Source organism: Microbispora sp. NBRC 16548 (genome assembly GCF_030268985.1).
Classification (GTDB): domain Bacteria; phylum Actinomycetota; class Actinomycetes; order Streptosporangiales; family Streptosporangiaceae; genus Microbispora; species Microbispora catharanthi.
In genome coordinates, this window is the sequence record NZ_BSSF01000028.1 from 1 (window position 1) to 15291 (window position 15291).

At 66.9% G+C, this 15291-nt stretch carries 9 protein-coding genes and 1 pseudogene; 7 read left to right on the top strand and 3 right to left on the bottom strand.

Annotation, left to right across the window (positions count from 1 at the left end):
• The coding region (locus QSK36_RS40645) for an ISAzo13-like element transposase-related protein (protein ID WP_502883450.1) at positions 1 to 526 on the bottom strand (526 nt) is incomplete at its 3' end.
• 53 nt (positions 527 to 579) lie between these two features.
• Between QSK36_RS40645 and QSK36_RS40650 the strand changes: the two are divergent.
• A pseudogene (locus tag QSK36_RS40650) lies at positions 580 to 1039 on the top strand (transposase); the annotation flags it as partial.
• A 40-nt stretch (positions 1040 to 1079) separates the two neighbouring features.
• Positions 1080 to 1784: a cytidylate kinase family protein gene (locus QSK36_RS40655; protein WP_183541853.1), complete on the top strand. Its 705-nt coding sequence runs from the start codon at positions 1080 to 1082 to the stop codon at positions 1782 to 1784.
• Positions 1785 to 1846: 62 nt separating this feature from the next.
• On the opposite strand, the gene QSK36_RS40660 is transcribed toward QSK36_RS40655, so the two are convergent.
• On the bottom strand, positions 1847 to 3331 hold the full coding sequence (locus QSK36_RS40660; protein ID WP_285786098.1) for a DUF1593 domain-containing protein: 1485 nt from the start codon (positions 3329 to 3331) through the stop codon (positions 1847 to 1849).
• Positions 3332 to 4428: 1097 nt separating this feature from the next.
• On the opposite strand from QSK36_RS40660, the gene QSK36_RS40665 reads away from it, so the two are divergent.
• The 5 genes from QSK36_RS40665 to QSK36_RS40685 all read left to right on the top strand — a co-directional run bounded on the left by QSK36_RS40665 (position 4429) and on the right by QSK36_RS40685 (position 13994).
• On the top strand, positions 4429 to 6231 hold the full coding sequence (locus tag QSK36_RS40665; RefSeq protein ID WP_285786099.1) for a nucleoside hydrolase-like domain-containing protein: 1803 nt from the start codon (positions 4429 to 4431) through the stop codon (positions 6229 to 6231).
• Between the two features lie 864 nt (positions 6232 to 7095).
• The gene (locus tag QSK36_RS40670; protein WP_285786100.1) at positions 7096 to 9399 is read left to right on the top strand and encodes a nucleoside hydrolase-like domain-containing protein; all 2304 of its coding nucleotides are present in this window, start codon (positions 7096 to 7098) and stop codon (positions 9397 to 9399) included.
• 217 nt (positions 9400 to 9616) lie between these two features.
• On the top strand, positions 9617 to 11077 hold the full coding sequence (locus QSK36_RS40675; protein WP_285786101.1) for a cellulose binding domain-containing protein: 1461 nt from the start codon (positions 9617 to 9619) through the stop codon (positions 11075 to 11077).
• Between the two features lie 155 nt (positions 11078 to 11232).
• Positions 11233 to 12825, top strand: coding sequence for a cellulose-binding domain-containing protein (locus tag QSK36_RS40680; protein ID WP_285786102.1), 1593 nt, complete (start codon positions 11233 to 11235; stop codon positions 12823 to 12825).
• A gap of 203 nt (positions 12826 to 13028) precedes the next feature.
• The gene (locus QSK36_RS40685) at positions 13029 to 13994 is read left to right on the top strand and encodes a sugar phosphate isomerase/epimerase family protein (RefSeq protein ID WP_285786103.1); all 966 of its coding nucleotides are present in this window, start codon (positions 13029 to 13031) and stop codon (positions 13992 to 13994) included.
• 233 nt (positions 13995 to 14227) lie between these two features.
• Here the strand turns inward: QSK36_RS40685 and QSK36_RS40690 are convergent, their stop codons facing one another.
• A complete protein-coding gene (locus tag QSK36_RS40690) occupies positions 14228 to 15241 on the bottom strand; it encodes a sugar-binding transcriptional regulator (RefSeq protein WP_285786104.1) in 1014 nt (337 codons plus the stop codon).
• Positions 15242 to 15291: the final 50 nt, after the last annotated feature.

Genomic DNA, 15291 nt, shown 5'->3' on the forward strand with positions numbered 1-15291 from the left:
CTCGGTCGTTGATATAGCGAAACTGCACGTCCCGGTCGGGATGCTGCGCGCCCTCCAGCGTCTTGACGTTGGCCTGCAGGCTGAAGCCCTGCTCCTTCAGCAGCCTGCCTACCGTCGGGGCGGAGACTCGGTGTCCTTGCCGGCTCAGTTCCTCGGCCAACTTCCGCAGTGACTTGGTGGTCCAGCGGAGCGGTGATTCCGGATCGCCTCGCTCATCCGGCTCGACCAATGCCAGCAGTGCTGGTAACAGTCCCGGACTGTGTTCGGTCACCGGCTTGCGGCCTCCGCCTGGCCGTCGGACGCGGTCTAAAGGCCAGGGGTCGTGGCCTTCCTCCAGTTCGCAAATGCCTGACCGGACCGTCGTCTCGCTGACTCCCGCCGCCCGGGCGACCGCCCGCACACCTCCGTGTCCGAGCAGCCGTGCCTCGGCCGCCAACATCAGCCGCTGTTGACGCTCGTTCAGATGCGGCAGCAACACCATGAATCTCAGCTCGAGTTGCTCGCGGACCTCGGTGGAGATGGCCATACCACACCAACGAGCCCAAGATCAGAAAGCAACGGCTTATTTCTTGACGGCTTCACAAGATCGCGAACGTGCTCTCGGCGCTGCCGAAATCGGCGCACCCCGCGGCCAAGAAGCACCTGGCCGAGATCTGGAACGCCGAGGAGGAGACCCACGCCCTGGCCGCGGTGAAGGCGTTCGAGGCCGCCTACGGCGCCAAGTACCCCAAGGTCGTCGAAGGTGACCGATGAGCTGCCCGCGCTGATCGAGTTCTACGCCTACCCCGCCGAGCACTGGCAGCATCTGCGCACCACCAACCCGATCGAGTCCACCTGCGCCACGGTCCGGCACCGCACCAAGGTCACCAAAGGGCCCGGGTCCCGAGCCGCCGGCCTGGCCATGGCCTTCAAACTCATCGAGTCCGCCCAGGCCCGCTGGCGCGCGGTCAACGCACCCCACCTCGTCGCCCTCGTCCGCGCCGGAGCCCGCTTCGAACGAGGCGTCCTCGTCGAACGCGAGCCGGCGACCGCAGCCTGACGTGCGGTGCTAAAACAGAGACACCGTGAGAGAGGCAGCAATGGACCAAGGCACCCGCGGCGAGCTCATCAGTCGGCTGGCCGAGGCGATCAGGTCCGTCTCGACCGCGCACCCGCTGCGGGTCGCCATTGACGGGCCGCCCGCCGCCGGCAAGACCACGCTGGCCGACGAGCTCGCCGTCGTCCTGCGCGCGCAGGACCGCGACGTCATCCGTGCGACCATCGACGACTTCCTCTTCCCCCGTGCACAGCGCTACCGACGCGGCCAGTACTCGGCCGAAGGCTGCTACTTCGACGCCCACGACCACGCCGCGCTGTGCCGGGTTTTGCTCGATCCGCTGGGCCCAGGCGGAGACCGAAGGTTCCAACACGCGGTCTACGACAGAGACACCGACACTCCATCGTCCCCGCCGGCCACGACCGCCCCCGCAGACGCCGTACTGCTCTTCGACGGCGTCTTCCTCCTGCGCCCAGAACTCATCGACCGGTGGGACCTGCGCATCTTCGTGTCCGTCCCATTCGAGCAGACGGTAGATCGCGCCCGGGACCGAGGCACAGCGCCGGCCGGATCCACCGCCGACACCGCCGAAATCGAACGGTCCTGGCGCAACCGCTATATCCCCTCCCAACAGCTCTACTTCGCCACAGCCCGCCCAACCGACCACGCCGACATCATCGTGTACAACGATCAGCTCCAACGGCCGACCTGGGAAGTCCGACCACACTCATCGATACACAGGATTTGACAATTGCTCGTCAGCCGACGATCGCTTTCGGCCTTCACGAGACCCCAGTGCGACTCAACCGGTCAGAAGACCTGGATCAACACGCGGTCGTAGCGGGTGAGGGGGAACTCGCCGTCGTCGGTGCCTTGGAGGATGATCGAGATGGTCTGGCCCGGCTCGGCGTCCGGGATGGTGACGGAGGCCCGACCCTGGCCGTGGTCCGTGATCGTGACAATGCCGGGATATGTGCCTTCTTCCTGGTACTGCCACCAGCGAAGCGTCACACGATCATGGTCGGGGTCTCTGGCCAGGCCGGTGAGCGTGACGACGGAGCCGGGGCGTGCCCGGACCGTCCCACTACCAACGATCTTGACGGTGGGCGGGTGGTTGGCGTCGCGATAGTCGGGGGTCAGGGTCCACCGCATGCGGGCCGCGAAGTCGTTCTGCGCGGCCCCGGCCCATCGCAGCGTCGTGTAGTTCTCGACGTCGGCGCCGGTGTCGTCCTTCTCCGTCCGCGCCAGGGTCCACAGGTTCGGGCTGGTGGTCGTCTGGGTCGCCCGGCCGCCCCAGCCGCCGAGCGCCGGGTTCTCCGGAGCCTGGATCCCGGTGTCGAGCAGGGGATTGAAGGCGACGTTGTCGCCCTCGGAGAGGAAGTCGTACGGTGCCAGCGGCTTGCACCAGCCGCTCGGGGCGCGTTCGGAGTCGCCGAAGATGTCGAGTGGGTCGCCGGGCATCGACTGTCCGTCCAGCCATGACCGATAGAGCGAGCCCAGCGGCCCGATCTGGATATTCTGCTTGATCCACTCACCGCTGAAGTAGACCCGGTCGGCGGGTAGACCGCGGATGTTGCCCTGCCCCCACTCACAGTTGAAGCCCCAGGTGGCGTATCCGGCTTCCATGTTCTGCACGCGGACGCTCGGCCAGACGGGTGCGATGTACTTCGCGTAGGTCTCGTCCTGGAAGCCGCTGGCCAGGATCACCGCCTTCGCCGAGACCGCGGCCTTGACGCGGGGCCACTGCTTGGTGCCGGCGAACCGGTCCTCGATCGACTTGAGGGCACGGGCGATGGTGTTGGTGCCGCCCCACGCCTGCAGATACAGCGGCCGGGGATCGTGGTCCAGCAGTAGGTTGCGGATCAGATCGGAGCCCTCGGTGTCCTTCGCCATCTCGCCTTCGAAATCGATGTTGCCGATCTTGACCTTGGACAGCAGCGCGTGGGGCGTGGGATAGCGGGGGTCGTGTCGCCGCAGGTTGGGGTAGACCTCGGCGTACGCGCGCAGGGCCTGGTCCTGGATGGTGCGACTTCCGGTCCATCGCCAGGACGCCTGCGGCGTCGTGTACTCGCGGCCGGGCAGGAAGAAGAGGGTGCCCTGGCCGTCCCCTGACCAGTGGTACTTGCTGCTGCTGTAGACGATCCCCTGAGTGTCGACGTCGTTGGTGTAGAGCAGGTACCGGATGAGTGAGGCGTAGTCGTCGCTCTCCATGTCGGTGGTGACGACCGTTCTGGGCCGGTTCCCTTCCCAGGAGGACTCGGCGGGCTTGGCCGCCGCGGGGAGCGCAGTGGTCATAGTGAGGACACCTTGCAGGGCGGCGATCCCACAGGTCAACATGCGAATGCGATGCCGGTGCCGGGGAACGAAGGGGCCGGAGAGGGACACGGCAGTTCCTTTCTTGAATCTCTATTCAGCAAGGAATAGAGATTTGACGCTCCGGCAGTATCCATGTGTCACGGAGGGACCGTCAAGGCTGCCCGTCGTCGCGCAGTCCGATGACCGCCTGCCGTCCTGTCATGCACATGGCCCTGGCCGATGATCTCGGCCGTGTTCCGAGGGCACACCTTGGTGGAGACGGGCTCTCCCGCTCATCGGCACACGGTGGTCGTCTGGGCGAAAGTTTCAAGGGGGTGCAAGGGTCCGACGTGTGGAGACGGCGGATCGCCGGAGTCTGCGACTGGCCGGATCGCGGAAGGGATGGGTACGGTCCCGGCGTGCGCAGCGGTGCTCCTGCACCCGGCGGGAGGAGAGGCCGCGCCGGGTCGCTGTCGCACCGCACGCCGAGCCTGCCTGCCGCGCACCGGATTTGTAGGCCGAAAGGAAGTGCTGACCGGGGCGGGGCGCATCCGCCGGCTCCCGTCTTGGACGGTGCCGCCGTGAATTCGGCGACCGCGCGGCAGTGGGAACTCGTGTCGGGGAGAGCGCTCGTATTGGTGTGGTGCCGGCTTATTCTGCATGGTCCGTGCCTGCCTATCCACGCAATGCCTACGGATGCTTATCCGGTGCGGCGACGATGGGTGTGCGCCGACGTGAACCGCTAGGCGCGGCGACAAGATCGGCATCGGCGCACCACTCACCTCCATGGGCTGCTGACCAGGGGCGGATGGGGGCTCGGCGAGACAGGGCAGTGGACGCCTGCCAGTCCACTGCACGACCATGGGCGAATATGTATTCGCCCATGAATTCTTCTTGAGTAAAAGTCGGGTCCGTGTGAAGATGACGGTCGATTACGGCGGGACCAGATGACGCCGAGCTCCCATCCGGCCGGCGACAACAATCGCGGCGACCGGCCTTTTCGCCTATCGCTCGATACGGGTCCGCGTCGGCACATTCAGCTGCCCGGAAAGTGTCACGTGCCGCGCCGCGGCCGTGACGAGAAAGGAGTCAGCCGCATGACACCCATTCCCCGATTGGGGGCCGTACGCTCACGCCTACGCCGCGGTGTGGTCGCGGTGACGGCGCTTGCGCTTGCCTCCGGCGCGGCCGTCGCGGCCGCCCCTCAGGCCAGTGCCGCGGCCGGTTGCCAGGTGACCTACACGATCACCAGCCAGTGGTCCGGAGGCTTCGGCGCCAACATCGACATCAGGAACCTCGGCGACCCGTTATCCAGCTGGGCTCTGAAGTTCTCCTTCACGGCGGGCCAGACGATCAGCCAGATCTGGAACGGCACCGTCAGCCAGTCCGGCGGCAACGTGACCGTCACCAACGTCTCCTACAACGGCGGCCTGGGCGCCGGCGCGACGACCCAGCTGGGCTTCAACGGGACGTGGGACGACAAGAGCAACCCGGCGCCCACGGCGTTCACGCTCAACGGAGTCACCTGCACGGGTTCCGTGACCACCAGCCCGAGCCCGAGCGTCAGCCCGACCCGCAGTCCCAGTCCCAGTCCCAGTCCGACCGTTTCCACCACCCCCACCCAGGACCCAGGCGGTGAAGGGAAGCCGCGGGTCATCGCGATGACCGACGGCGAGGTCGACGATCGCAGCACCATGATCAGGTTCTTGCACTACACCTCCGACTTCGACGTCGCGGGCATCGTGCAGACCAACTCCAAGTACCAGAAGAGCGGCCACAGCAAGGACAAGTGGATCGAAGCGGAGCTCGCGAACTATGCGAAGGTGCTGCCGAACCTGAGGCGCCACAACCCCAACTATCCGGACGCGAGCTATCTGCAGGGCGTAGTTCGGGTCGGCAACGAGAACTCCGCCGATCTCAACGTCGCGCCACCCAATATGGCGACCAAGAACACCCCGGGTGAACAGCTGATCATCAACACGCTGCTCGACAACGACCCTCGTCCGGTGCACATCACGGTGTGGGGCGGCGCCAACACCGTCGCCTCGGCGCTGTGGCGGCTGAAGACCTACTACTCTGCCGCCGACTTCAAGCGGGCCGTCTCCAAGGTGCGCATCTACTGCATCTGGTATCAGGACGGCGGCGGTCAGTGGATCGAGGACAACATCCACGAGGCCTACATCAACGAGGCGTACCGCTGGGACAACGTCTGGGACTACCAGAGCCTGTCGGGGCCGAGCCCGGACTACGTCAAGGCCTACATGACCAGCTCCTGGCTGGACACCAACGTCAAGACCGGCCACGGCCCGCTCGGCGCCATGTATCCCCAGAGCTTCGTGAGCGAGGGCGACACCCCCTCCTTCCTCCACGAGATCGCCAACGGCCTGGACGCCGACGAGGACTACACGCTCGGCGGCTGGGGCGGCCGGTCGATCTTCGACGACCCGGCCGGCAAGCCCAACCACCTCACCGACTCCACCATCTCCGATGACGGAGACCGCAACAAGATGTACTGGCGCTGGGTCCCGGCAGCCCAGAACGACTTCGCGGCCCGAATGGACTGGGACGTCGCCTCCTCCTACAGCGGCGCCAACCACCAGCCGAACGCAAAGGTGAACGGGAGCCTGCGGAGGAACGTGTCGCCCGGTCAGGTGATCTCGCTCGACGCCTCACCGTCGACCGACCCCGACGGAAACGGGCTCGGCTACCAGTGGTGGGAGTACAGCGACGCCGACTCGGTCTCGGCGAAGGTGTCCCTCAACAACGCCACGTCGAAGAACGCCGCCAGCTTCGTGGTGCCCAACGAGCGGGGCAAGCAGATCCACATCATCCTGGAGGTGAAGGACAACGGAACGCCCGCCCTCACCTCGTACCAGCGGCTCATCTTCACCATCGTCTAGTGACTGACCGGGAGCCGGGGAACACAGTTCCCCGGCTCCCTCGCACGTGCGTACGCCGAACCCGCCGGCTTATGTCGAAGTCCCGTCGTCGGCGGCCAATGTGCTACCCCGACTGGGCCCTGCCGATCACGGTGCCGAGCCGAGGCGAACAACACGGTGACCCAAACCGACCGTGCATGCGAAAGTTTCACGGGGGGCGAAGGTTTGACGTGGGCAGATGCCTTAGTGGTGGGTCTATGAGTGGCGAACCCGAACGGGGCGGGCTAGGGTTCGAGCCGTGCTGGGACTCCCTCTTCGCGTGGGGTGAGGCCGCACCACTATCAATCCGTCGCACAGTGGGAACGAAAATTCGTCCTGCCGGGCACAGCCGCATCGGCGAAAATGTCGGCACCGTTCTTCCGCCCGATCCGGGGTCACTTATGCATGCATTTTTTGCACGCATGACGGTCGGTGTGAAGTCGAGGCGGTCCCCGATAGTCGGCGGCACTGGTAGGCGCGCGGACGAACGCGCCGCCATTCCCACCGAAGCACATGTGACTGCCCCCTCGCGTGGGCTGTGACCTGGTCCTGACCAGGCGCGGTAAGGTGCGGCGATACGTGCAGGTGCTTACCAGGCCTGCTTCCATATCGTAGTAATGAATATATATTCATTACTGAATTCTTCTTGAGATGGGATTGGTTCCGTGTGATGATGACGGTCGATTACGGCAGCGGAGCCAGGTGACGCCTATCGCTCGTATTCGCGGCGATGTCGGTGATCGGCTATCTCGTCTATCGCTCGATGCGGGTCCGTGCCGGTGCTTCCGACTGTCCGGAAAGTGTCACGTGCCGCGCCGCGGTGGTGACGAGAAAGGAGTCAGCCGCATGAGATTCGTTCCCCGGTTAGGGGCCGCGCGCTCGCGTCTACGGCGCGGTGTGGTCGCGGTGACGGCGTTTGCCGCGCTGGCCTGCGGCGCGGTGGTCGCGGCCGCCCCTCAGGCCAGTGCCGCGGCCGGTTGCCAGGTGACCTACACGGTCACCAGCCAGTGGTCCGGCGGGTTCGGAGCCAACATCGACGTCAAGAACCTCGGCGACCCGATATCGAACTGGACGCTGAAGTTCTCCTTCGCCGCCGGGCAGACGATCAGCCAGCTGTGGAACGGCGCCGTCAGCCAGTCCGGCGCCGACGTCACGGTCACCAACGCCTCCTTCAACGGCGGCCTGGGCACCGGCGCGACGGCCCAGGTGGGCTTCAACGGCACGTGGAACAACACCACCAACCCCCCACCAGCGGCGTTCACCCTCAACGGAGTCACCTGCACCGGCTCGGTGACCACCAGCCCCACGCCCAGCCCGACTGCCAGCCCCACCCCCAGCCCGACCCGCAGCCCCAGCCCCAGCCCCAGCCCCAGCCCCAGCCCGAGTGGTTCTCCCGCCGCACGTGACGGGTGGTCCACCATCCAGGCCGAAAGCTACGACAGCTCGGGTGGTTCCCTGCAGGTGTGCAGCGGCGTGCTGTGCTACGTCGCAGCCGGCGCCTGGACGCAGTACAACAACGTGGACCTGCACTCCGGCACCACCACGGTCCAGATGAGCGTGGCCAACGGCGGCGGCAACACCGCGATCCAGGTATGGGTGGGCGGCGTCAACACCGCCACCCTGACCGTCGGCGGCACCGGCGGCTGGGACACCTACCAGACCAAATCCCTCACCCTTCCCGCGCAAAACGGCGTCAAGGACGTCAAACTCGTCTTCGTCAACGGCAACGTCAACCTCGACTGGCTGAAGTTCTCCGCCACGACGACCACACCCTCCCCGTCACCCAGCCCCAGCCCCAGCCCCAGCCCGACGCCGACCATCCCGCCGCCCGGCGGGGATCTGAAGCCGAGGGTGATCGTGATGACCGACATCACGTCGGCGAACTGGGAACCGGACGACATGGAGTCGTTCATCCACCTGCTGTCCAGCGCCGACATGTTCGAGATCGAGGGCCTCATCTCGACCACCGGATGGAGCCTTGATGGCAGCAGCCCACTGCAGACCTACCACCTCAATGACGTCATCGACGCCTACGAGCGTGATCTTCCCAAGCTGATGAAGCGCAGTGGGCAGACGGGGTTCATGGCCGACGAGAGCCGGCAGCCGATCGGCTACTGGCCCAGCCCGGCGTATCTGCGCAGCCTCGTCAAGGAGGGACAGCCCGACCGCGGCATGGACGCCGTGGGTGACGGCAAGTCCTCACCGGGGAGCCAGCAAGTGATCAAGGTTGTGGACGACTCGGATCCGCGGCCGGTGTGGGTCACCTTCTGGGGCGGCGGCAACACGCTGGCGCAGGCCGTCTGGGACGTCCGCAAGACGCGGTCGGCCGATCAGTTCAACACGTTCCTGTCCAAGATCCGCGTACATGCCATCACGGACCAGGACCGCGGTTACGACGGAGAGGGTTACGCGAACAGCGCCCAGTTCTGGATGCGCAAGAACTTCAAGAACCTCTTCTACATCTGGTCGGAATCCGCATGGGGGGAGTACGGCTCGAAGATCAAGAGTACGTACTGGTCGCAGTACACCTCCAAGATCCAGGGCCACGGCGCGCTCGGCGGCATGTATCCCACCTGGAAGTACATCGTCGAAGGTGACACGCCGAGCTGGTTGTACCTCTGGCCGGGCCTGAACGACCCGCAGGACCCGAGTCAGGCGAGCTTCGGCGGCCGGTTCGTCTACGGCACCGGTCCTGACGGCCAGACCCAGGCCTACCTCGACAACTCCGGCGACGCGGCCAACAAGAGCCGGGCCGCGGTCGACAGCCACCTGCAGGACACCGTCAACGACTTCATCTCGCGCATCGGCTGGGCAACCAACGGCACCGGCAACAGGAACCCGCGCCTGGTCGTCACCGGTAACTCCGGGTATGCGCCGGTCGTGGTCAACGTCAGCGCGGGCGCCACTGTCTCGGTCAGCGCCGCGGGCTCCGGCGACCCCGATGGCAACAGCATCAGCTATGGCTGGTCGCAGGACACCGGCGCGGGCTATGCCGGTGCGGTGAGCATCACCGGTGCCACCTCCCAGACGGCCACCGTCCAAGTGCCCTCTGCCGCGGCGGGCAAGGACATCCACATCGTCCTGCGCGCCGCCGACAACGGCAGTCCTTCTCTGGCCTCGTACCGCCGAGTCGTTCTCCACGTCAACTGAACAACCTGCACGAGCCGAGGCGGCCGCCGGTCCGGGCTGGCGGCCGCCCACCCTCGATCCAGTCGGACTCCAGCTGATGTCGAGAGCACGCATGCGGACGGCAACCGCGACGACCGGCGATGACGCCGCTCGCTCGATACGGGTCCGTCCCGGAGCGTCCGTGCCCGCGAAGCGTCAGGAGCCGCGCCGCCCTGCCGACGAGAAAGGAGTTGGCCGCATGGCAGCTATCCCCACCGAGAATTCGATGCGTCCGATCACCCGCAGGGCTCGTATGGCCCGCTTGGCCGCTGCCGCGGCGGCGATCACCCTCGCCGCGCCGGCGTTGGCCGTCGCGGTCCCGGCCCAGGCCGCGACCGGTTGCGCGGTGACCTACACCACCAGTGACTGGCAGGGCGGGTTCACCGCCACCATCACGATCCAGAACCTGGGTGGCGCGATCAACGGCTGGACCCTCGGGTTCGCCTTCCCCGCCGGCAGCCAGAAAGTGACCAACGGCTGGTCGGCCACCTACAGACAGAGCGGGCAGAACGTCACGGCCATGAGCGTGGATTACAACGCGGCCATCGCCACCGGCGCGTCGGTGTCCATCGGCTTCAACGGCACGTGGTCGGGCTCCAACCCCAAGCCGGCCTCGTTCAGCCTGAACGGCGTCGCCTGCACCGGCTCCACCACCACCCCGACCAGCGGTCCCACCTCCACCCCGACCGCCACGCCCACCTCCTCGCCCACGCCCACGGTCCCCCCTACGGCCGGTGACTGTGACGACAGACTGGTGGGTTGGGCGAGCGTCGCGGGAAGCGGTGCCGGCACGACGACGGGCGGCGGCAACGCGACTCCGCAGACCATCACCACGTTGGCGGACCTGAGAAAGTACGCCGCAGACTCCACGCCGCGGGTCCTGAAGATCTCCGGGACGATCAGCACCGGTTCCTCTCCCGTGGAAATCGTCAGCGACAAGACGCTGATCGGCGCCGACAAGAACGCGACCATCCGTGGTGGCATCGACATCGCAGCCGGCAACAGGAACATCATCGTCCGCAACCTGAACATCCAGGGAGCCGGGCAGGGTGGCAGCCCGGCCGACACGATCGCCGCGCGAGGCGCACATCACCTTTGGTTCGATCACCTGAACGTCTGGGACGCCGGCGACGGCCTCATGGATCTCACCAAGGGCTCGGACTACATGACGGTGTCCTGGGTGAAGTTCTGGTACACCGATCCCGGCCACACGCACCGCTTCGCCAGCCTGGTCAGCGCCGGCGCCGACCACGACGCCACGGACCTGGGCAAGGAGAACGCCACCTATCACCACAACTGGTTCGCCGATCTGGTCGACCAGCGCATGCCGCGGATGCTCTTCGGCAAGGGCCACGTCTACAACAGCTACTACACGGCCAGTGGGAACACGTACGCCATCGGTGTGGGAGCGCTCGCTTCGGTCCTGATCGAGAACAACTACTTCAAGGGCGTGAAGAACCCTCACCAGTTGATGTACGAACGTCCGTCGTACATCACCGCCCGGGGCAACGTCTACGACAACACCACCGGGAAGAAGGACGCCGGAGCCGGGGGCATCGGTGGTGGTGTCACTCCCTTCACCAATCCTCCCTACAGCTACGCCATGGACGACGCCCAGGACGTGCCCGCGATCGTCACTCGCTGCGCCGGGCCCCGGTAGCACCGAGCGCGGCGCTCGCGGCAGGACAGGTCCCGTTCCGGTAAGACCGGCACACGCCGCCTCCGTCATCGGCCTCCGACCAAGACCTCACCCCCAGCCGGGGGGCCACCACGGCCTCCCTGACGACAACCCCCATCACCCCTGAGGAGCATTCGATGCGTCCGATCACCCGCCGGGCCCGTGTGGCCCGCCTGGCCGCCGCGACGGCCGCCGTCCCCCTCGCCGCGGCGGCGTTCGCGGTCGCGGCCCCGGCCCAGGCCGCGACCGGATGTGCGGTCACGTACACCACCAGCGACTGGCAGGGCGGTTTCACCGCCAACATCACGATCCAGAACCTGGGCAGCGCCATCAACGGCTGGACCCTCACCTGGACCTTCCCCGACTCCGGTCAGAAGGTCGGCCAAGGCTGGTCGGCCACCTACAGCCAGAGCGGGCAGAACGTCACGGCCAAGAACGTGGACTACGACGCCGCCATCGCCACCGGGGCGTCCGTGGGCATCGGCTTCAACGGCACCTGGACGACCTCCAACCCCAAGCCGACGACCTTCAAGCTCAACGGCGTCACCTGCACCGGCTCCACCACCACCTCGACCCCCACCGCCACCCCGACCAAGACCCCGACGTCCACCCCTACGGCTACGCCCACCAAGAGCCCGACCTCCACCCCTACGCCCACGACCACACCGACGAACGGCGCGATCTACGTGTCGCCGAGCGGCAGCTCGAGCGCGGCCGGAACGAAGTCGAACCCGACGACGCTCGAAACGGCGCTCACCCGCGTCGCCGCCGGTGGGACGATCTACATGCTCGGCGGGACGTACAAGTACTCCGAGACGATCACTGTCCAGGTGAGCAACAGCGGCACCTCGGGCGCCCGCAAGACCCTGTCCGCCTACCCCGGCGAGACCCCGATCCTGGACTTCTCGGCTGAGGCCGTGGGTCAGCGCGGGCTCGTCCTGAACGGGTCGTACTGGCACGTCTACGGCATCGTCGTCCAGAAGGCCGGTGACAACGGCATCTACATGGGCGGCAGCAACAACGTCATCGAGCGCGTGGTGACCCGCCAGAACGCCGACACGGGCCTCCAGCTCGGCCGGAGCGGATCCAGCAACTCCAACTGGCCGTCCAACAACCTCATCGTGAGCTCCGAGTCGTACGACAACGTCGACCCCAGCGGTGAGAACGCCGACGGTTTCGCCGCCAAGCTCACCTCCGGCTCCGGCAACGTCTTCCGCTACGACGTGTCCCACAACAACATCGACGACGGCTGGGACCTCTACACCAAGGCGGAGACCGGAGCCATCGGCCCGGTCACCATCGAGAACTCCCTGTCCTACGGCAACGGCACCCTCACCAACGGCACCCAGAACACCAACGGCGACCGCAACGGTTTCAAGCTCGGCGGGGAGAACATCGCCGTCAACCACACCGTCCGGGGCAACATCGCCTACCAGAACGGCGCGACCGGGTTCACCTACAACAAGAACCCCGGCTCGATGACGGTGTCGGACAACGTCAGCATCGACAACAAGAACCGCAACTTCTACTGGGGCGCCGGAAGCTCGACGTTCCGCGACAACACCTCGTGCCGCTTCAACAGCAGCAGCCCCAACGACTCGATCGTCGGCAACGCCGACGGCTCCAACCAGTTCTGGACCGGCTCGAACGGGTCCCGGTGCTCCTCCTACCGGGGCGCCATGCATTGGTCCTTCGCCTCGGACGGCCACCTCGTCGTCAACTTCGGCTAGACCGGCCGGCGGCACTCCGGTGACACACAGCGATCTTCCTGCTTGAGATCGCATGGAGACGGCCACCACGTGACGACCTTCGTCGATCGCGTGGTGGCCGTGGCCAGTCCCGGTCGCGGCACTCCCACGCTTGACGCGGCTTGCCGGCATGCCGGATGCTGGAGTTTATTCGACCCTGAATTTATATTTAAGGAGGACCTCGCGTGGCTTACACAGCGGGTATCTGGGTGTTCGGTCAGATCCTGGACCGGTACGCGACCGACGGCTACGGGCCGACGGTCAGCACGATCGACGCGATCGAGGCAGCGGGCAGCACGGGTCGCCTATCGGGGGTGGACCTGAACTATCCGTGGTCCTCGCCGGACATCACCGACCACGACGTGCAGGGGGCGCTGGACAAGCACGGCCTGCACGCCCGCACGATCACGCCGGTGATCTATGGCCGGAGCTTCGCCCGCGGGTCGTTCACGCACCCCGATGCCAAGGTGCGCGCCGAGGCCGTCGATCTGGCGCACGAGTCGGTGGAGGTGGCCAAGCGGCTTGGCGCCGACTATGTGAAGTTCTGGCCGGGTCAGGACGGCTACGACTACCCCTTCCAGGTGGACTACGCACAGTTGCGGCGCTGGAGCCTGGAGGGCATCGGCAGTGTGGCGGCCGCTCATCCCGACGTCCGGTTCGGCATCGAGTACAAGCTGAAGGAGCCGCGCACCCGGCTGTTCTGGAGCACGGCGGCGGCCAGCCTGCTGGCGATCGAGGACATGCGCGTCGACAACGTGGGCCTGGTGATCGACTTCGGGCACTCGTTGTTCGCGAAGGAGAACCCGGCCGAGGCGCTGACGCTCGCGCACGCACGTGGCCGGCTTGTCGACGTCGAGCTGTGCGACAACTACCGTGAGTGGGACGACGACCTGACCGTCGGGGCGCTGCATGTCATCGAGACGCTCGAATTCCTGCACACCGTCGAGCAACTGGGCTGGGACGCGCCCCTCAAGCTCGACCTGTTCCCGTACCGTGAAGACCCGGTCGTGGCGGTGAGGGACAGCCTGGACGCCATCGACCTGCTGCGCGAGCGGGCCCGGCGGTTGCCGGTGGAGGAGCTGGCGGAGGCGCGGGCGAGCCATGACGCCCTGGCCGCCCAGCGCATCGTGCGGCGTGCGCTGTTCGGGTGAGGACCGGGAACATCGAACGGATGGGCGAGCGTCGTCAGGCTGCAGGTGACCGCGCTCGCCCCTCCCCAGCCGGTGCCTCCACCGTGCGGACGCAAGGGTGTGTTCGGAACGCACGGCCGAGGGTCGGGCCGCGGTGATCCTTCCGGATCCCGCCGCGTCGGCAGGCGACCCCGGCAGGGCGTGAGTCCCGGCCGACGCGGATCGCACGGCCGGGAAGAGGTTGCGTCAGAGCACTACTGACCGTCGGGCTCCTCGGCGAGGCGGCGTGCCACGCCGAGGTCGGTGACCAGGACGTCGACCCAGCCGCCGCGCAGCGCCGCACGGATCGAGGTGTACTTGCGGGTGCCGCCCGCGATCGCGACCCGGCGCGGTATCGATCGCAGTGTCTCGGCGTCGATGCCCAGCACCCGGTCGTCCAGTGCGGACTTGACGAGCTCGCCCTTCTCGTCGAAGAAGCGCAGACAGATGTCGCCGACCGCACCGAGCTTGCGCAACGCCTCCTGCTCGGCGTCGGCGATCGCGTTGCCGCTTTCCACCAGGAGCGGTGAGGGCTCGAGACTGCCCACACCGGCGAGCACCATCGTCAGGCCGTCGTACGTGGCGAGGACGTCGCTGATGTGCGGGTCGGCCATCAGCGCCTCGCGCGCCGCGGGCGACGCGGCCAGCCCGGGAGCGGGGAGGAAGACCGCCTCGGCACCGGTGAGGACGGCCAGCCGGTCGGCGATGCGAGTGGCGTAGACCTGCGACGTGCTGTTGCCGACCCCTCCTATGATCTGCACGACCTGGTCGGCGACCGGAGTGGGCCGAGGGCGCATGGCGTCGACGGTGGCCAGCAGCGTCGAACTCCAGGACGAGATGCCGATGCGGTCGCCGCCGGTGAGCGTGGTCTCCAGGTATACGGCGGCGGCCGCGCCGATGGCCTGCAGGGTGGACTGCTCGCTCGGCGAGGGGTGACCGGGGTCGGCCACCACCACGTCCCGCAGGCCGAAGCGGCGCTCGATCTGCTCCTCCAGCTCGGCATGCACGCCGGCCGGGGTCACCACCGTCGTGCGGACGATGCCCAGCTCGACGGCCTGCTTCAGCAGGCGGGACACCCGGGGTTGGGAGATGTGCAGCTGCTCGGCGATCTGCGGCTGACGCATGCCGTGTTCGTGATACAAGCGGGCGACCTTGGTCAGCAGTCGTAGCTGACCGGGCGCCAGACCACCGATGACGGGCTCTCGCAGGTTGCTGCGTTCGCTGGGCACGGGACTCCTTTGGCGACCGGGAGTGGGGACCCCTCACGCCCTCATCGTAG